Annotated in this window: 18 protein-coding genes; 10 read left to right on the forward strand and 8 right to left on the reverse strand. The window is 65.7% G+C overall.

Features of this window, described 5'->3' with window-relative positions; translation table 11 throughout:
- Positions 1–6: 6 nt before the first annotated feature.
- Both NDI85_RS11520 and NDI85_RS11525 read right to left on the reverse strand, forming a co-directional pair.
- On the reverse strand, positions 7–2,625 hold the full coding sequence (locus NDI85_RS11520) for a type II/IV secretion system ATPase subunit (RefSeq protein WP_310915833.1): 2,619 nt from the start codon (positions 2,623–2,625) through the stop codon (positions 7–9).
- A gap of 433 nt (positions 2,626–3,058) precedes the next feature.
- A complete protein-coding gene (locus tag NDI85_RS11525) occupies positions 3,059–3,682 on the reverse strand; it encodes a transcriptional regulator (RefSeq protein ID WP_188996411.1) in 624 nt (207 codons plus the stop codon).
- A gap of 461 nt (positions 3,683–4,143) precedes the next feature.
- Between NDI85_RS11525 and NDI85_RS11530 the strand changes: the two genes are divergently transcribed.
- The 3 genes from NDI85_RS11530 to NDI85_RS11540 all read left to right on the forward strand — a co-directional run bounded on the left by NDI85_RS11530 (position 4,144) and on the right by NDI85_RS11540 (position 6,743).
- Complete coding sequence (locus tag NDI85_RS11530) at positions 4,144–4,566, forward strand: type IV pilin N-terminal domain-containing protein (RefSeq protein WP_310915834.1); 423 nt, start codon at positions 4,144–4,146, stop codon at positions 4,564–4,566.
- Between the two features lie 129 nt (positions 4,567–4,695).
- Positions 4,696–6,483 carry a hypothetical protein gene (locus NDI85_RS11535; RefSeq protein ID WP_310915835.1) on the forward strand — a complete coding sequence of 596 codons (1,788 nt, stop codon included), beginning with the start codon at positions 4,696–4,698 and terminating at the stop codon, positions 6,481–6,483.
- 5 nt (positions 6,484–6,488) lie between these two features.
- Positions 6,489–6,743 carry a hypothetical protein gene (locus NDI85_RS11540; RefSeq protein ID WP_310915836.1) on the forward strand — a complete coding sequence of 85 codons (255 nt, stop codon included), beginning with the start codon at positions 6,489–6,491 and terminating at the stop codon, positions 6,741–6,743.
- A gap of 120 nt (positions 6,744–6,863) precedes the next feature.
- On the opposite strand, the gene NDI85_RS11545 is transcribed toward NDI85_RS11540, so the two are convergent.
- Entirely contained in the window at positions 6,864–7,844 is a 981-nt protein-coding gene (locus NDI85_RS11545) for a formyltetrahydrofolate deformylase (protein WP_310915837.1), read from the reverse strand.
- Positions 7,845–7,967: 123 nt separating this feature from the next.
- Here NDI85_RS11545 and NDI85_RS11550 point away from each other — a divergent pair, with 123 nt between their 5' ends.
- The 4 genes from NDI85_RS11550 to purQ are packed head-to-tail and all read left to right on the forward strand — an operon-like array spanning position 7,968 to position 10,524.
- On the forward strand, positions 7,968–8,849 hold the full coding sequence (locus tag NDI85_RS11550; RefSeq protein ID WP_310915838.1) for a GAF domain-containing protein: 882 nt from the start codon (positions 7,968–7,970) through the stop codon (positions 8,847–8,849).
- A 1-nt stretch (position 8,850) separates the two neighbouring features.
- Entirely contained in the window at positions 8,851–9,504 is a 654-nt protein-coding gene (locus NDI85_RS11555; RefSeq protein WP_188996405.1) for a hypothetical protein, read from the forward strand.
- A 38-nt stretch (positions 9,505–9,542) separates the two neighbouring features.
- Positions 9,543–9,797: a phosphoribosylformylglycinamidine synthase subunit PurS gene (gene purS / locus NDI85_RS11560; protein WP_166972388.1), complete on the forward strand. Its 255-nt coding sequence runs from the start codon at positions 9,543–9,545 to the stop codon at positions 9,795–9,797.
- 49 nt (positions 9,798–9,846) lie between these two features.
- Positions 9,847–10,524 (forward strand): phosphoribosylformylglycinamidine synthase I, encoded by a 678-nt coding sequence (purQ, locus tag NDI85_RS11565; protein ID WP_188996885.1) that lies wholly within the window; start codon positions 9,847–9,849, stop codon positions 10,522–10,524.
- On the opposite strand, the gene NDI85_RS11570 is transcribed toward purQ, so the two are convergent.
- Positions 10,521–11,048: a hypothetical protein gene (locus NDI85_RS11570; protein ID WP_188996403.1), complete on the reverse strand. Its 528-nt coding sequence runs from the start codon at positions 11,046–11,048 to the stop codon at positions 10,521–10,523. The two genes, purQ and NDI85_RS11570, sit on opposite strands and share 4 nt — an antisense overlap.
- Positions 11,049–11,286: 238 nt before the next feature.
- On the opposite strand from NDI85_RS11570, the gene NDI85_RS11575 reads away from it, so the two are divergent.
- Positions 11,287–11,589 carry a hypothetical protein gene (locus NDI85_RS11575; protein ID WP_166972394.1) on the forward strand — a complete coding sequence of 101 codons (303 nt, stop codon included), beginning with the start codon at positions 11,287–11,289 and terminating at the stop codon, positions 11,587–11,589.
- Positions 11,590–11,623: 34 nt separating this feature from the next.
- Here NDI85_RS11575 and NDI85_RS11580 read toward each other — a convergent pair whose 3' ends face one another.
- The 4 genes from NDI85_RS11580 to NDI85_RS11595 form a co-directional block, all read right to left on the reverse strand.
- Complete coding sequence (locus NDI85_RS11580; protein WP_188996401.1) at positions 11,624–11,986, reverse strand: hypothetical protein; 363 nt, start codon at positions 11,984–11,986, stop codon at positions 11,624–11,626.
- A gap of 50 nt (positions 11,987–12,036) precedes the next feature.
- The gene (locus NDI85_RS11585; protein WP_310915839.1) at positions 12,037–13,113 is read right to left on the reverse strand and encodes an archaeosine biosynthesis radical SAM protein RaSEA; all 1,077 of its coding nucleotides are present in this window, start codon (positions 13,111–13,113) and stop codon (positions 12,037–12,039) included.
- Between the two features lie 158 nt (positions 13,114–13,271).
- On the reverse strand, positions 13,272–14,408 hold the full coding sequence (locus tag NDI85_RS11590; protein ID WP_310915840.1) for a HAMP domain-containing sensor histidine kinase: 1,137 nt from the start codon (positions 14,406–14,408) through the stop codon (positions 13,272–13,274).
- Between the two features lie 209 nt (positions 14,409–14,617).
- A complete protein-coding gene (locus NDI85_RS11595) occupies positions 14,618–14,983 on the reverse strand; it encodes a VanZ family protein (RefSeq protein ID WP_310915841.1) in 366 nt (121 codons plus the stop codon).
- A gap of 122 nt (positions 14,984–15,105) precedes the next feature.
- Here NDI85_RS11595 and NDI85_RS11600 point away from each other — a divergent pair, with 122 nt between their 5' ends.
- Entirely contained in the window at positions 15,106–16,539 is a 1,434-nt protein-coding gene (locus NDI85_RS11600; RefSeq protein ID WP_188996393.1) for an SLC13 family permease, read from the forward strand.
- A gap of 91 nt (positions 16,540–16,630) precedes the next feature.
- Complete coding sequence (locus NDI85_RS11605) at positions 16,631–17,281, forward strand: helix-turn-helix domain-containing protein (RefSeq protein WP_396275529.1); 651 nt, start codon at positions 16,631–16,633, stop codon at positions 17,279–17,281.
- Positions 17,282–17,402: the final 121 nt, after the last annotated feature.

A 17,402-nucleotide genomic window follows, 5' to 3' on the forward strand; every position in this document is an offset into this window, starting at 1 on the left:
GGTGTCTCACTCCGTGTCGTCGTCGGTCTGTTCGTCGCCCTGTTCCACGACCACGGGGTCGGCCAGCGGGGCCGTCCCCATCCCGTCGGCCGCCAATCCGCTCCGTATCTCGGCGCCCTTCGCCCGCGCGTGCTCCGGGAGCGCGTCCATCAGCGAGAACGCGTCGCGGTCGCGGTACTCCTCGAAGAGCGTCCCGTCGGCGGTGTCGAGAATCTCTTTCGCAACCTGTCTCGTCTCCGGGTCGGGGTCGGGTCGCGGGACGACTGCCTCCTTCTCCGGGTCGATGTCGATCTCGACGCTCTCCATCTCACGGAGGTCAGCGAGGCTCTCTCCGAGTTCCCCGCGGGCCAGCAGCGCGAGAATCGACTCGGGGTCGTTGATGAACGCCTGCAGCGTCGCCGCGACCTCGGCGTAGTCGTTGCGGTCGTTTTCGACGAGATAGGCCAGTACGACTTTGCGCTTGAACAGTTCTTCTTCGAGACGGTCGCGGTCCCAGCCCCGGTCGAACTGTATCTCTTGTAAGGTGTTCGACCGACCGAGTTGCAGGAACTCGTCGCTCTCGGGTTGCCACTCGAAGATGTCGCGGATGTTTATCTCGTCGTTCTCGGCGTCGTAGTGGTTGACCTCGGTTATCGTCTTGTTCCGCCGGACCTTCCGGCCCTGCACGCGGGTCTGGGTCTGGATCGAGACGAGGTCCAGCCCGGTGAACATCGTCTTCGAGACGTTGATCGGGTCGGTCGTGAACCGTTTCAACACCTCGCCGACGGAGTCGGCGTGGAACGTCGTCAGCGTCGTGTGCCCCGTCGACATGATCTGGAAGAGGGTCCGTCCCTCCTCGCCGCGGACCTCGCCCATGACGATGAACTCCGGCCGCTGGCGGAGCGCCGCTTCCAGCAGGTCGAACTCGTCGACGTCGCCGACGTCGTCCTCGCCGAAGGAGGGGCGGGTGACGCTCGCGACCCAGTTGCGCTGGGGCAACTCGACTTCACGGGTGTCCTCGATGGAGACGATTTTCGAGTTCGAGGGGATGAACAGCGAGACGGCGTTCAGACTCGTGGTCTTCCCGGAGGCCGTTCCGCCAGCGAAGATGAGGCTCCGGTTGTTCTCGATGGCCAGCCAGAGAAACGCCATCTCCTCCAGCGAGAACGTGTTCCAGTTGATGAGGTCGATAGGCGTGAAGGGGACGTCCTTGAACTGCCGAATCGTGTAGTTCGTCCCGTGGTCCGAGACTTCCCGACCCAGCGTCAACTGGGCGCGAGAGCCGTCCGGCAGCGTCGCGTCGACCTGCGGTCGTCGCTTCGAGATGCCTTTCCCCGAGCGCTGGGCGAGTTTGACGACGAAGTTGTCCAGTCCCGTCTCGTCGTGCGTGACGTTCGTGATGACGTTCTCGTACTCCGTGTGGTAGACGAAGACCGGCGAGTCGTAGCCGTCACACGAGACGTCCTCGACGTTGATGTCGTGTTTGATGGCGTCGATGCGCTCGTAGCCCAGAAAGTCCCGTTCGAGTTCGTACAGGAGCCGTTCGACCTGTGCTTCCGTCAGCGTCCCGGCGTCCTCTTCGATGACCGCCGGTTCCGGCCGCGCCGAGAGCCCCTGTAGCTCCCGGTCGGGGCGCTCTTCGGCCTCGTCGATACCGAACAGGTCCTTGAACTGTCCGACGACGCTGTCGCCAGTGACGCCCTCGCGGAGGTCGTACTGGTCTAAGAGCCGGAGCGTCTCCGACTGGATGACCTCGACCCTGTCGGCCTCGTTCCCGTCGATGAGCGCGTCCTCGTCGGAGTACTTCACCGCCGTCCTGAGGCGGCCGGTCAGGTACTCCTTGACCCGCGCCTCGATGTCGTTCATGTACGGCTCGACGACGCAGTACTTCTTCTCGTTCTCCTTGATGGAGTGGAAGACGACGACGAACGCGTAGGGCTTGTTCACCCAGTAGCGCTCCATCTCGACGAAGTGGCGCTTCTTGTCCATCGACACCGTCTTCTCCAGGTCGTAGCGGTTGGCGAGCGTCGTCAGACCGTCGTGGGTCGAGAAGAACGCGTCCTCGTCGATTTCGGGGTTGACGTTGACCGTTCGCCGGTCGACGATCTCGTCGAGCACCTCGGCGAAGTCGCTGGCGCGGGTGAGCCGGTCTTCGATCTCCGCTGGCGGGAACCCGAGGAACGACGCCGGGTCGAACGGCTCGGTGTTCCCGTCGCCGTCTTCGGGCGGGTGACCGTCCTCGTCGTAGTAGTGCTCCCACTTGAAGTGTTCCCACGTGTACGCGTCCTTCGTGACCGGCGTGGCCCCAATCCACTCGGCGTACCGCTCGTAGAGCAGTCGGGCGTTCCCCTTCGCGTGACCGACGCGTGCCGGGAACTCGTCGGGGTGACACCCGAGAAAGTCCGCCGGCGAGAACTCGGTCGCGCTCCAGTCTCGCGTCCGGACGGGCGTCTCCGCCGTCTCCGTCTTGCCGAAGGTCCCGAGGACACCGCTACCGTCGGTGTCGGAGTGGTCCGTCTCGACGGTCCGCTCGATGTCCGCGTTGTACCCCATCTCGGCCAGCAGGTCGTCCCAGGTGTACGTGCCGACCGCGACCGGGCGGTCCTGCTGGTCGTCGTCTGTGGACGGTCCGGACTCGGACGTCACGGCCCATCACCTCGCCGTTGCGAGTCCCCACCGTTCGGATAGCTGTGTTCACTCATTGTGGTCCCAACACACGGCCCCCGGCGGTGCCGGCCACCGATAAACCGGTGCCTGACACGGCGACGCCGAAGCGCGTGTGGCTGGGTATCACCACACACCTACTCCCTGTTGGTAATGTGTGGTTTACCTGAAAGTAGAAAGTGTATACCGCCGTGACTGCCGGGAGCGACGGCGTGTTCGATGCGATCTCGTGTGGGGTTAGCGGGCGTCTACACCGGCATTCGAGGTGAGAATGTGTATCGGCGGTGGAAGGCACTGCGTTATCTCGGCGTCGAACAGCGCGACTATCGATTGTCAGCTATCATATACACCGTCGCGGAACGCGCACGGCGCTCTGGCAGTAACCGGTCTCTGTAACACGGGAACCGACCGGTCGTCAGGCGATGTCCCGGCTGGTGTCGATGGCGACTTCTTGTGTCAGTTCGAGTTTCACCGTCTCGTCGAACGGCGCACCGCCCCTGAACTTCGGCACGATGAGGCGGTTCTCGATGCTCTCACCTCGGACCTCTGTCGAGAGTTCGAAGATGATGTCCGCGAGGTACTCGGTGACGTCGCGCTGGACGGGGACCTGCCGACCGTCGAGGCCGTGCATGACCGCGAAGCTCCCTTTCTCCGATAGCTCGTCGCGGACGTCGTTGAGAAAGTGGAGGAACTCCTGTGTGTTCCCCGTTTCGAGCATATCGACGGTGTCGACGACGATAGTCGACTGGGCCGGGCTATCGCGGATGACCTGATAGGTCTCTTTCAGCGGTCGCTCGCCGATCGCGTACACGTCGGTGGTATCGAGCGTCCCGCCAGCGTTCTCCATCGCGACACGGATCGCCCGTTGTGACCGTGCCGTCGTGACGTAGACTGTCCGGCGCGGGGTGGTCAACTCGTAGAGGAACTGCTCGGACTGGCTCGCGGGGTCCGCAGAGAGCAGCGCGAGGCTCCCCGGCGGCACGCCCCCGTTCAGTTTCCGGTCTAGCACGTCGATGCCCGTGCGGAGGAGGCGAGTCATCGTCCCACCTGCTGGTCGTCGCACGCGCTCTCGTACGCCCGCGCGCGCAGTCTGTCACCAATCGACGGATCTGTACCGAGTTGTTCCATCGTTGTGTCGGCTTTCGCCAGCACGCACGTTGTTACACCCCCCCATACGACAGACGCGGGGTGGGAATAAACGGGCTACTAACCTGAACAACGCTGAACTGTCTTGAACAGTAGCAGGTCGTTTCGACTGGCGTATCACTGGTAAGCTGGTATTTATCCAATAACAATGTCACCATGAGCGGTTGGATGAGGTGCAGCGATGGTCGAGAGTGCAAGGGAGTCGGCGCGGTGGGGAGACGGGACGCGGTACCGCACTGCTCGCCCGCGACGTCGCGGGCGGAGTGCGTGTACCACCGACGAGACCAGTGTCGGACGACGTGAGATGTCGACACGACTGCCGAATCGTACTCGTGGACCATCCACCACAGAACCATGCAACTACGAAACATCAAAGAACTGATTGAAAGCGACGACGCCGTCTCGCCGGTTATCGGCGTCGTGCTGATGGTCGCAATCACGGTCATCCTCGCGGCCGTCATCGGATCGTTCGTCATCGGACTGGGCAGCACGACTAACGCGACGCCGCAGGCGAGCTTCACGTTCGACTACGACACCGGCGCTACCCAAGTGACGATAACGCACGACGGTGGCGATACGCTGAGCAAGGCGAATCTGAAAGTCACGGACAGCACCAATGACGACCTTTCGATATCGGCAGGTGCCCCCTCGGAGATATCGGCAGGCAACGAACTCGTGTCCGGCGGCACCTACGACTCGGGCGAGACGATCAAGGTCGTCTACAATTCCCCGAACAGCGACAAGAGCGCGGTCCTCGCCACGTCGACGGCACCGTGACCGCACGCGCACAGGCGTAGTAACATTCCGTCCTGGTCCCCGCTCGGCGTTCGGTATCCGTCGTCGGTGACGGATAACTCCGGGCACAGGGGACGGCGACACACGCGACAGGAGACGACAAGAGACACCATGAACGCAGACACGACCCGACGATCCGACGAGACGGCCGCCACGAGCGGCGGCCGGACGACCACGCGCGGCCAATCGGAGGTCATCGCCGTCGTCTTGCTGTTGGTGATCGTCGTCTTGAGCCTGTCCGTCCTCGTCGCCAGCGGCACCACGGCTATCGTCGAGTCGCGCGACAGAGCGGAGATAGGGGCGGCGGAACACGCGCTCGCGGCGTTCGATACCGACGTGAGCGCCGTCGCGTTCGGACAGTCCCGAGCGACCACCGACCTCGGCCTGCGTGCCAACGACGGCGAGGTGCGGTACCACGACACGGGCTGGATTCGCGTCGCGGTCGACAACGAGACGAGCGCAGAGACAGTCGTCGTGAACGAGTCGCTCGGCACGGTCGAGTACAGACAAGGCGAGACGACCGTCGCGTCACAGGGCGGCGGCGTCTGGCGGAGTGACGGCGACGGGTCGGTGCTGCTCTCCCGGCCCGAGTTCCACTACCGCGACCGGACCCTGACGCTCCCGGTCGTCTCCATCGACGGTGAGACGGGGCTAACGAGCCGTCTCGACAGTCGGCCCGACGGCCCGCTGACCCAGCAGTATCCGAACCGAACGGCCGGGTTCTCGAACCCGCCCGACAGCGGGTCGGTGACGGTGACGGTCCAGAGCGCGTACTACGACGCGTGGGGGCGCTACTTCGAGGACGAGACGGACGCCATCGTGACCTACGACCACGTGGGCGAACGTGTGACCGCCACGTTCGTCGTCCTGCCGGGCCACACGACCTTCGACGCGGGCATCATCGCGACGTCGAGTACGGGCGAACTGGCCGTCGCGGGGACCGGTGCCTACGTCAATAGCTACGACTCGTCGGCGGGGAACTACTCACAGACCAACTCGGCGAACGGGCTGATACAGTCGGCTGGCGACGTCACGGCCACGGGGGACTCACTCGTCGACGGCGACGTCAAGTCGGGCGGGACGGTCGACCTGCAGGGCAGTACGGAGATCAACGGGAGCGCCTACTGGACGCAGGCTCCCGAACCGGACAGCACCGAGAAGTCGAAAGTCGCCGGCGACGTCGAGCGAATCGACGGCGTCCGGTCGGTCATGCCCATCGATACGTTCGTCGCGACGTACGCCGAGCAGGTCAAAGACGAAAACGAGAACGACGAGACGTCGGCCATCACCGACGACCAACTCACGACGACCGGTTCGTCCACCGAACTCGACGCGGGCCGATACTACGTCCACAACGTCACGCTGGACGGCGAGTCGATGACGCTGAACACCACCGACGGCGACGTGACGGTCGTCGTTCGCGACTACGTGAAACTGGAGCAGGGGGGCAACATCACCGTCGAGGGTGACGGCATCGCCCGTTTCGTCGTCGCCGGCGAGAACGACACGACCGTCTCCCCGACGGGACTGGGGAGCAAAGCGGTCAACTTCCACGTCGGGAAGAAAAGCGCCGTCCACGTGCCCGGCGAGGACTCGCGAAGCTTCAGAGTGTACGGCACCCGGGAGTTCAACGCGACTATCGCCGGATCGAACAGCAAGAAGGCGACGTTCGACGGCCTCGTCTACGCCCCCGCCGGGACCGACGGGAGCGGCTACGTCTACATCAAGCAGGGCGACCTGTACGGCCTCGCCGTGACCGGGAACCTCACCGTCGGCCAGTACGGGGCCGCCCACTACGACTACGGCCTCAAGGGGAAGACCCGGATACGCTCGCCGTTCTCGGAGCTAGAGCAACTGTACGTCACGGTCCACCGCGTGCAGGTGGAGTCGGAGGGATAACCGATGTGGGGACGCAGTACGGGAGCGGTCCGAACGACGGCCGACGGCGGGTCGGCCGGACGGGTCGAGGGAGGGGACGAGCAGTGACGCTCGTCGAGCGGTTCGTCGCGTACGTCGGCGTCGACACCGCGACGTGTGACCGCTGTGGCGAGACGACGACGGTCGTCCACGAGTGCCGGCGCTGTGGCGCCTCTGTCGAGGGCCACGTCGCGGAGTGTCCGCACTGTGCGTCCGGCCGCATCTCCCGGTACGAGATGTGAGCGGCGAAATCGGTTTTGCAGCGCCTCGGGGCTCGGTGCTCGCTACTCCGTGCGCCTCGCCACGTACGGCGCAGGCCAGTCGTTCGTCCGTACCGAGCATCCCGCGGATGCTCGTGCGGGTTAGTCGTCCGCTTTGGCCTCCGGTTCCGAGTCGTCCCCGGCGACGAACTCGCCGAGGCCGTCGATGGGTCGGTCCGGGTTCTCCTCGTCCAGCGCCGCCGGCGCGCCCAGCTGCACGTCGGTCTCCTCGGGGTCCCGCAGTTTCGTCCGGCCGCGGTGGACCGTGACGTCGTCGTTGAGGTGGAGTTTGATGGCCTCGATGAGCGCCTCGGCTTCGAGTGGCTGGCCGAGTTCCTGCAGTTCCTCCTCGGTGGCGTCGTCGGGGACGTTGAACGCCCGCTGGGTGATGATGGGGCCCTGATCGAGGTCGGTCGTCACGTAGTGGGCCGTGACGCCGGCGATGCGGACGCCCTCCTCGATGGCCTGCATGTACGCCGATGCGCCGGGGAACGCCGGCAGGAGGCTCGGGTGGACGTTGATGATGCGACTCTCGTACCGGAAGACGACGTCCGGCGAGAGGATGCGCATGTAGCGGGCCAGCGCGATGAGGTCTGCGTCGTACTCCGCGAGCAGTTCGAGCAGTTTCTCCTCGTCGGGCGTTCCCTTCTCGTCCCCGATGTCGTGGAACGGGACGTCGTACTTCCGGGCCAGCGGTTCGAGGTCGTCGTGGTTGCCGATGACCACCTCGATGTCCGCGCCGAGGTCGCCGTTTGCCCACGCCTCGAACAGCGCCTCCAGACAGTGCGATTCCTTGGTGACGAGGACGGCGATGGACTGAGTCTCGCGGTCGGCGGGGAACCGGACCTGCACGTCGACGCCCAGTTCGTCGCCCAGTTCGGTGAGGTCCTCCCGAAGTTTCGTTTCCGTCGTCACCATGTCGCCGGTGTCGACGTGCATCGTCATCCGGAAGACCCCCTCACGGACCGCCTGGTCCAGGTCCTCGATGTTGATGCCGCGTTCGAACAACAGCGAGGTGACCTCGGCGATGAGACCCGTGTCGTCGTCGCCGACGACCGTTATCTCGGTGAGACCGTGTGTCATGCCTGCCACCTCCGGACGGTACCGTGGTTCATTGCCAGTGGGTTCGACGTGCGCGATGCAAAAGCCTTCGTTTTCCGCTCCTGTGGCGGTATAGCTTAGTTGTTCCGCCCACAGGTGGGGCACGTGAGCCGTGAGTTGTCGACTGTGGTCTGTGCCGACGCCGACGAAGAACACCGCTCGGCGACGGCCACCGCGCTCGAATCGGCCGGCTTCGACGTCGTCACCGCATCGTCCGTCGACACCGTTGAGGCCGCGCTCGGCGGTGACATCGACTGTGTCGTGACCGCCTTCAGATTCCCCGACGGCGACGGGTTCGACGTGGTAGCCGCGGTCCGTGACCGGCACCCGGACTGTGCCTGTGTCCTCTTCACCTCGCAATCGCTCTCCGAGTTGCCGCGTGGCGGTCGAGAGCAGGTCGTAGAGTACGTCCCGCGGTCGGTCCCGGACGCCCGTGACCGCCTCGTCGACGTCGTCGAGGGGGCCACCGCCGAGGTGACGCAGGCGGCCTATCCGCTCCCCGAGAACGAGACCGAGCGACTGTCGGCGGTCCGGGCGTACGACGTGGCCGAACTGTCCGCGGAGGCGACGTTCGACCGCCTGACGGCACTGATGACGACTCACTTCGACATCGACGTGGCCTTCGTCGGTCTGGTCGACGAACACGAGGAGCGGTTCGTCGCCTGTACGGGGGCCAACTGGCGAACGCTGGCGCGGGAGGACAGCATCTGTACCCACACCATCCTCACCGACGAGGAGATGGTCGTCGAGGACACCCACGAGGACCCCCGCTTTGCCGAAGTCGACCGACTGGACGAACTGCACATCCGGTCGTACGCCGGCGCCCGCATCACCGACAGCGAGGGGAACGCGCTGGGCGCAGTCTGCTGTACCGACGACGAACCACGCTCGTACACGCGGGCGGAACTGGACGACCTCCGACGGTTCGCCGACGAGGTCGAAGAACAGCTCCTGTTGCGCCGCCGACTCGGCGAGGAGCGTGAGTGAGATGTCGCTGCAAGGCGACGCAGTCTACGAGTTCGAGAACCTCCCGCTGGAACCGGTCGAGACAGGGACGAACCTGCTCGTGACGGGGCCGGCGCTGGGGGGAACCCGAGAGTTGCTGCTCCGACTCCTACTCGGCGGGGACGCCGTCGTCATCATCACGGCGGATACGAGCGCCCGCGAGACGCTGTCCGACTTCGAGCGCCTCGGCGGGAGCGCCCCCGGCGAGCGAGTCCGGGTCGTCGACTGCACGCAGGACGACGGCGACGGCGGCGAGTTCGTCTCGGCCGTCGGGACGCCGGCCGACCTCACCGGCATCGGCATCGAGTACGCCGGCCAGTACGAGTCCGTCTACGCCCGGGGCTACGACGCGGTGCGGACCGGCATCTACACGCTGACGCCGCTGCTCGTCTACAGCGACGACGTGCGGCCGGTGTTTCGCTTCATCAACACCGTCTCCAGCCGGATCCGGACCGCGGACGGACTGGGCGTCTGTGCCATCGACCCCGAGGCCCACGAGGACCGGGTGGTCGGCAGTATCGCCCAGTCGTTCGACGCCCGCATCGAGGTGCGCGATGCCGACGCCGGCGTCGACATCCGGGTGCGGGGCCTCCCCGACCAGCCACGGGAGTGGACGGCGGTGCCTGCGCTCCGATAACACAAGCGTTTTCTCCGCCCCCCGCCGCGCTCTCAGTAATGACTGCCTTCACCGCGACCGTCACCGTTCGCCTGAAGCGCGGCGTCTTAGACCCCGAGGCCGAGACGACTCAGCGCCAGCTCGAACGCCTCGGCTTCGAACTGTCGGACCTCCGCTCGGCCGACCGGTTCGAGATCGACCTCGACGCCGAGTCCGCCGAGGACGCCGCCGAGCGCGCCGAGGAGATGGCCGAACGACTCCTCGCGAACCCGACCATCCACGACTACGACGTGGAGGTCGCCGAACGGGAATGATCGCCGTCACACTGACGCCGATGCTCGGTTCCCACACGGGGTGGTCACTGTGACCATCGCCGTCATCCAGTTCGGCGGGTCGAACTGCGACCGCGACTCCGTACAAGCCCTCGAATCGCTGGGCTTCGACGCCGACCTCGTCTGGCACGAGGACGGCCTGCCCGCCGACGTCGACGGCATCATGCTCCCCGGCGGGTTCTCCTACGGGGACTACCTCCGTGCCGGCGCGATGGCCGCTCGCTCGCCCATCATGGAGGAGGTGCGCGACGCCGCCGACGACGGGACGCCCGTCCTCGGGGTGTGCAACGGCGCACAAATCGGCTGTGAGTCCTCGCTCACGCCCGGCGTGTTCACCACCAACGAGAGCGCCCGCTTCCAGTGTGAACACGTCCACCTCCGCGTCGAGAACGCCGACACGCCGTGGACCCGCCACTACGAGGAGGGCGACGTGGTCGAACTCCCCATCGCTCACGGCGAGGGCCGCTACGAGATAACCGACGAGCGTCTCGACGACCTCGAAGCCGACGACCGCATCATCTTCAAGTACTGCGACGCCGAGGGCAACGTGACTCCGGAGGCCAACCCCAACGGCTCGAAACACGCCGTCGCGGGCGTCACCGGCGAGGCCGACCACGTCGCCGTCATGATGCCCCACCCCGAACGCGCGTCGCTCGACGATCTGGGCCGCACCGACGGAAAGCCCGTGCTGCAGGGCTTTGCCGACTAACCGCAGGCCATCGTCGTCGCTTTCTGCGTCAGGAGTGTCTGCCCGCCAGCCTCGACTCGAACGCCGTAGGACCGCTCGTTACAGTCGAAATCCGATGGCTCGACGACGTACTCGCCGACCCCCCGCTCCGTCTGAACAGTCACTCGATAGGTAGCGGCCTCGTGGAACAGGAAGACGACGGTCGTGTTCTCGGGCATCGTCACCGTCCGGTCGACGATGTTTGTCTCCGTCGGCGAGTGGCCGACAGACATCGGAACCTCTCGGGCCGGGCCGGCGTTCACGACGACGAAGCCGACCGGCTTCGGGCGGCCGTCGGACGGGGTTCCGACGTGAACGTAGTCGATTGGCTGTGCCGACCGGCCGTCGTACTCGAACGGCTGAAGGACGGGCTCAGACGGGTGGTCGTCCGTGATCCGGACGTCCGGCGGCGTCTGGAACGGGCCGACGCCGGCGACGGCGGCCCCGCCGACGGCGACGAGGGCGACGCTCAGGAGGAGGGTGGCGATAGCGAGTGGTCGGCGCATATCGGCGCCGTCGCTCCCGGTCGGTAACTGTCTTCTGTCCGGTCACTACGGACGTAGTCCAAAGGGGATAGGAATGGAGCGGGGCCAGTGGAGCGTGTGACATTGTCCGCGGCCCCTATGAATCAGTATAGCCCCCGGACGTAAAAACGCCATCCTACCGGAGTGAAAGTGAAACTGGTCGTCTCGGTGCGTGAGAACAGGCACCACACTCTTTTCCTGTCGGCGCCTACCCGACAGTATGCGTACAGACGAGACCACCGCTGCCGACGACGAGTCCGTCCGGGTCTGGCTGGTCGAACGGACCTACTCCGACGACGAACAGAACCTCATCATCCTCACGTACGCCACGCCGGACGGTGAGCGTGACTTCCGCAAGGAACGAGCGCTGACCTCCTACACCGGCGACCACCGCGAGACGCCCGTCTCGATGGCCGTCGACCCGGACAACCTCGGGCGCGTCGACGACGCCGAGACGCGCGAGCGCTACGCCGGGGAAGCCGAGCGGATGCAGGCGAAACACGACCCGGACGACGTACTCTGAGACTGCCCGACTCCTGCGGTCCCGACGCCGCCGTCTACGCGGCGCTCTCGCGACGCCACAGTGAGACGTATACGACGACAGTAGCGAGCAGTCCGACGCCGACGGCCACCTCGGCGGATAACAGCGACCGGCCGACGTTCACGTACGAGAGCGCGAGTACCAGCAGCACCGCCGGGCCGAACGCGGCGTAGGCGAACAGCAGGCGACGGCGCTCCGGCGACAGGTCCGCGAGGTTGAGCGCCACTGCCATGAGCGTCCCGAGACCGGCGAGGAGGCCGAGCGGGAGCGCGACGAGTGCGGAGAATTCGACGTTCACGAGTTCGATGACGGTCACGGTCACTAGCAGGAAGGTCGTGACGGCCCCACCGACCGCGGCGAGCGGTGTCCGATAGTGCACGTCGGCTGGTTGGACGAAATCCGATATAAACGTACGTGCGACCGGGAAACTTACCGCGCCAGCGGCATCGAGTAGCTCTTCTCGCGTTCGATGACCGCGTCCCACGTCGCGTTGCACTCACACTCTACCTGTTCGAAGACGCTCGGGTCCTGGCGCAGGTCGAAGTCCTTGATGGCGCGCTGGACCCGGTCGTCGCACTCGCCGCAGTTGTGCGGCCCGCGGTCGCTGCCGTGGCCGACGGGGTCGGAGACGACGATGACGTCCTCCTCGGCGGTCGATTCGAGTACGTCGGCGACGGACCAGAGCCACGGCGGGCGGTAGCCGCCGTCGTGGTACAGTTCCTCGACCATCGTGTAGCGCTGGACGTTACAGGGATTCATCGAGACGGTGTGACAGCCGTCGACGGCCGCACAGCGGCGGACGGACGATTTCATGTCCTCGACGGCCTCGCGCTCGGAGAGGAAGACCGGCTTCAGCAGGAGGTAGGCCTTGATGCCGGCACCGGCGTCCCGTGCCGCGGCGCAGGCCTCTTCGAAGTCCGCGAAGTCGAAGTACTTGTTCACGCAGTCGTGGCGCACGCGGTCGGTCGCGGTTTCGAGGCCGACGGCCACGTCCGTCTGTAGTCCCACGTCGACGAAATCGCTGACGCGGTCTTCCTCGACGAAGTCCGGCAGGGACTCGACGACGATGCGCTCGCGGTCGGCGAACGTCTCGGCGATGGCCTGCCGCGTCTCGGCGGGGACTTCGCGCTCGTCGAGGAAACTCCCGGAGGTGTAAATCTTGATGAGGCCGCTCTTCTCGTCGGCCTCCTCGGCCTCGTGATCCAGACAGTGCCGAATCTGGGCCATCAGGTCCTCGTGGGCGACGCTCCCGCCCTCGACGGACTCGGCGACGTACCCGCACATCGTACACCCGCCGGCGCGGGCCCACCGACAGCCGCCGGTGTTGAGGATGATTGTCAGGCTCTGATACACGCCGTCGGGCGTGTTGTCCTCGTCTAGCCAGACGCGAGTGGGTTCCCGGGGGTCGTAGGTCGAGTCGTTGCGCGACCGGATGTCGCGCATCACCGAATTGTGGGCGTCCATGCCCTTGCCCTGCTCGTAGACGTCGGGACTGGGCTTGCTCATTGTGCCGGGGTAGCCGACGAGCGCGTAAATCCGCTTCGACCTCTCACTGCGGCCGCCAGTAGCGGAACGGTCTCTGATCGGTCTGGACGGCTGGATGGGAGCGCCCGTCCGATTGACCGACGGAGCTCTCTTCGAGCACCGACTCGTTCCGACACCGGTTACAGACGGGAGCGGGCGGTAGTCCGCGCAGTCTCGTCTTCGGACTGCTTCTCCGGGGCGGGGTCCCCGTCGACGGCGGGGAACTCGACTGTGAACACGCTCCCGTCGGGACCGGTTTCGGCGAGGTCGATGGTGCCGTCGTATCGGTCGACGAGTACGCTCACGAGGAACAACCCGACCTGGTGGTTTTCGTTCTGGCTTCGCTCGAAGAGGGTCGCACGCTCCGCCGCCGAGATCCCCGGGCCGTTGTCGGCGACGTGGACGGCGACTACTTCGGGCGTCTGCTCGACGGTTATCTCGACGCAGGGGGTCGGACTGTCGTTGTGCTCGACGGCGTTCGACAGGAGGTTGCCGAAGATGCGCCGCATCATCTCGTCGCCGAGAACGGAGACGTCTTCGGGGACCTCGTCCGTAATCTCGACAGAGGGGTACTTCGCCTGCAGATCCGATATTTCGGCTTCGAGAAGCGACGAGAGGTCGATTTCGTCGAGTGAGCTGTCGTCTCGTGACGCTTTGATGAGCGTCCGTACGTCGTCGATGACGCGAGTCATGGCCTCGCTTTGGCGCTGAATCGTTCGCAAGTGGTCCTCGATGTCCGCTTCGTGTTCGTCCCGGACCAACTCGGTGCGTCCCATGATGATCTGCGCGTTGTTTAGCACCTCGTGACGGAGGAGGCTGTTGAGGTAGTCGAGTCGTTCCCGTTCCGCCTCGGTCGCCGCCGCTCTGACCCGAGCGCGTTCGGCGGCCTGTGCCTGCTCGATGGCCCGCGCTTCGATGAACCCGATGACGGCCCCACCCGCCGCCCCGGTGGCGGAGACGATGTGGACCCAGCCGACGATTTCCACGGTGTCCAACCCGGGCCTGACCACTATCAGCGGGACGTTGATGGCAAGGAGTATCGAGGCGGTACCGAGACACCAGAGCGCGACTCGGGGGTAGCGGGCGGGGCTAGTGGCGGACCGCGTCAGGAACAGGCCGACGGCTATCACGGTGCCGGCGAGTACGGCACTGACCGCGTACGCGGAGAGATTCTGCACCGAATCGAGTTGGCCCACGCCGTCGAAGGCGAGTTGGACGGCGACCTGCGAGAGAAACACGAGACTGCCGAAACCGACGAGTAGCCGGGGAACGAGCATTCGGTGCCGAGACGAGAGTGGGGTCCCCGACATATACCTACTACCAACATGCCACTCGTGTACGATTAACTTACCCTCTAGTTATCGTGCATGGTAACTGGGAGAGGGATGGGGTAGACGGGTGTACTCCGCCAGATCAGATTTGATACTCTCGCGTGTGGCTTCCGCTGTCCCGACCAGTCCGAGCGCTCGCCATCGGGCGACGGCGGTCACCGTCCGTACCAGAGCCACGCGACGCCGGCGAGGGTAGCCCCGACGGCGTTGGCGACGAAGTCCGCGCCGCTCGTATCACGGGTGGCGACGAGCCCCTGCAGTATCTCGATGCCGGCGCCGTAGCCGACGGCGACGGCCGCGAGGGCGGCGACGACGGCGGCGGTCCGGGTTCGCTTCCCCCACGCGAGTAGCGTCGTCAGCGTTCCGTAGCTCCCGGCGTGAACCCACTTGTCCAGCGCGACACCGAGCAGTGTCGGTACCGCCTCCGTGCCGCTCTCCGGCACCGGAACGAGCGACGTGACGAGTAACAGGGCGGCGAACGCGACGGCGGGCGCGTACCGACGGAACCGCGACGAGTCCATACCCGAGAGAGGGGGTGGCGCCGCATAAGCAGGGCGGTCACCGGTCTCGGCCGCACGCGAGAACCGGCCAACGACTGCGCCTGCCATCAGATACTTCATCTGGACCCCCGAGAGCGAAGCTAATGACCGACGGGCGAACGGACAGGATACCGACCCGCCGTGTACTCCTGTCACCGGAGGCACTCGGACTCGTGGCGGCCGCGCTCGTCCTCCTCGCGGGGGCAACGCTCCCGCCGCCCGGCAACCTGACGATGTCGGCCCAGCGCGTGCTCGCGGTGTTTCTGACCGCACTGGTCCTCTGGTTGACCGAACCCGTTCCCTACGTCGTTTCGAGCGTTCTCAGCGTGACGCTCCTGTTCGCACTCGGGACCGTAGACTCCTTCGAGGCCGCGGCGACCGGATACACCTCGACACTGGTCTTCTTTCTCCTGTTGCTCCTGCTGCTGGGCAACGCCATCGGGACGGTCGGTCTGGACAGGCAACTGGCTCGTCGACTACTCTCGGCGGAGAGTACGCCGCGCGCGGCGCTGCGCTCGGTCGCGGGAAGCATGCTCGCGCTGGCGTTCGTGATGCCGTCGGCGATGGCCCGTGCGGTCACGTTCGTCCCCATCGTCGAACAGTTGGAAAGCGGGTTCGGACTGGCCGACGACAGCGGGTTCGAGCGGGCCGGGTTCCTCTTGCTCGGGCACGTAAACCCGATCGCGTCGATGGCGTTGATGACCGGCGGCGGGATGGCGCTCGTCACCTCCGAAATCGTCAGCAACAGCGTCCGACCGGTGACGTGGGTGGAGTGGGCGGTGTTGATGCTCCCGCCGACGGTGCTCCTGTACGCGCTGGCCACTGTCGCCGCCGGCGTCGTGACGACCGTCGACGGAACGACGACGGTCGCCGAGGCGGAGAACGCGCCGTTGGCGACGGACGGCGACGGGAGCCAGTTGACGCGGGACCAGCGACTCGTCGCCGTCGTCGTGGCCGGGGCCGTTGTGAGTTGGGTCGCCGGGTCGTTCGTCGGCCTCCCGACGGTCGTGCCGGCCGCCGTCGCGGTGACGGTGCTTGCCCTCCCCGGCATCGGTGTCATCACGACCGAGGACGTCACGGAGGTGAGTTGGGGTATCATCTTCCTCATCGGAGCGATGCTCTCGATACTCGAGGTGATGGAGGCCACGGGCGCAATCGACGTCGTCGTCGACGTGCTGACTCGGGTCGTCCCCTTCGGAGCGCTGGCCCACTGGCAGGTCGTCGCGGTGTTACTTGCGCTCGCCGTCGGGATTCGGGTGCTGTTCTCGACCGGGTCGGCCGCTATCGTCGTCGCACTCCCCATCCTGCTTGAGTTCGGCGGTGCCTTCGGCGTCGACCGGCTGTATCTGGCGCTTTCGGCGTTGCTCGTCGTCGGGTCGACGACGCTCCTGCCGTTCAACACGACGGCGGTACTGATATCGATGGACCGCGGACCGCTCTCGCACCGCGACGTCGCCTCGTTCGGCCTGCTGACGATGGGTCTTTCGCTCCTCGTCGTCGCCGTCGCGTGGGTGGCATACTGGCCGCTCGTCGCGTGATGCCGTGAGACATATATAGGCGAGTGGGTTCTTCCCGACAGAGGAGGCAACCATTCTCCGCGTCGAGTTCACCACGATGCCGACGGGCGTGATGGCGAAGCTAGCGGAGCGACTGCCGTCCGTGCGGAGCATCGAACTCGACAACGCGTTCTACGTCGAGGACGGGACGTGGATCGAGTCGCTGACCGTCGTCGCCAGCGAGCACTTCGACGCCGACGCCCTCGTCGACGACATCTCCGGGGCGTCGCTGTTCTACACCAGCGAGATACCGACGGCGTCCGCCGACGTGGACATCCGACGACTCACCATCCTCGCGACGGAGTCGTACCCGTTCATCCTCGGGTTGGTACTCCGACAGGAGGCGATTCCGAACCGCATCGTCCTCCAGGACGGCGGGTTCGAAGTCGTGACGACGACGCGGGACTGGGACCAGTTCCGCTCGATGGCCGACGAGGTGCAGGACACCCTCGGCGAGTTCGAGTTGCTGTCGGTCACACAGAACGAGGACCCGGGCGAACCGCTGGACAGCGGCCGACTGACCGAGGTACTCGTCTCGAAACTCACCGACGACCAACTGGAGATTCTGGAGACGGCCTACAACCGGGGGTACTTCGACGTGCCACGGGAGACGTCCGAGACGGAACTGGCCGAGGAACTAGGCGTCGCGCAGTCGACGGTCAGCGAACGACTCCGGACGGCCGAGCGGTCGCTCCTCGAACTCATCTACGGCCCGAGAGAGTGACGTGTGTGGGAATGTTCTAACAGACACGCAAACCGGCCCGAAAATATCCACCCCGTTTTAAAATTCGATAGATATCGGTCGGCATAGGGAGTAAAACGATTCTAGATAGCCCGGAAGATGG

Source organism: Haloarcula sp. S1AR25-4 (genome assembly GCF_031624555.1).
Lineage (GTDB): Archaea > Halobacteriota > Halobacteria > Halobacteriales > Haloarculaceae > Haloarcula > Haloarcula pellucida.

What these genes read in the sequence shown, in the direction of transcription:
- NDI85_RS11525 (WP_188996411.1), bottom strand. Translation starts at nt 3,682, where the DNA reads ATGACTCGCCTCCTCCGCACGGGCATCGACGTGCTAGACCGGAAACTG.
- NDI85_RS11530 (WP_310915834.1), top strand. Translation starts at nt 4,144, where the DNA reads ATGCAACTACGAAACATCAAAGAACTGATTGAAAGCGACGACGCCGTC.
- NDI85_RS11535 (WP_310915835.1), top strand. Translation starts at nt 4,696, where the DNA reads ATGAACGCAGACACGACCCGACGATCCGACGAGACGGCCGCCACGAGC.
- NDI85_RS11545 (WP_310915837.1), bottom strand. Translation starts at nt 7,844, where the DNA reads ATGACACACGGTCTCACCGAGATAACGGTCGTCGGCGACGACGACACG.
- NDI85_RS11555 (WP_188996405.1), top strand. Translation starts at nt 8,851, where the DNA reads ATGTCGCTGCAAGGCGACGCAGTCTACGAGTTCGAGAACCTCCCGCTG.
- purS (WP_166972388.1), top strand. Translation starts at nt 9,543, where the DNA reads ATGACTGCCTTCACCGCGACCGTCACCGTTCGCCTGAAGCGCGGCGTC.
- NDI85_RS11570 (WP_188996403.1), bottom strand. Translation starts at nt 11,048, where the DNA reads ATGCGCCGACCACTCGCTATCGCCACCCTCCTCCTGAGCGTCGCCCTC.
- NDI85_RS11575 (WP_166972394.1), top strand. Translation starts at nt 11,287, where the DNA reads ATGCGTACAGACGAGACCACCGCTGCCGACGACGAGTCCGTCCGGGTC.
- NDI85_RS11585 (WP_310915839.1), bottom strand. Translation starts at nt 13,113, where the DNA reads ATGAGCAAGCCCAGTCCCGACGTCTACGAGCAGGGCAAGGGCATGGAC.
- NDI85_RS11590 (WP_310915840.1), bottom strand. Translation starts at nt 14,408, where the DNA reads ATGCTCGTTCCCCGGCTACTCGTCGGTTTCGGCAGTCTCGTGTTTCTC.
- NDI85_RS11595 (WP_310915841.1), bottom strand. Translation starts at nt 14,983, where the DNA reads ATGGACTCGTCGCGGTTCCGTCGGTACGCGCCCGCCGTCGCGTTCGCC.
- NDI85_RS11600 (WP_188996393.1), top strand. Translation starts at nt 15,106, where the DNA reads ATGACCGACGGGCGAACGGACAGGATACCGACCCGCCGTGTACTCCTG.
- NDI85_RS11605 (WP_396275529.1), top strand. Translation starts at nt 16,631, where the DNA reads ATGGCGAAGCTAGCGGAGCGACTGCCGTCCGTGCGGAGCATCGAACTC.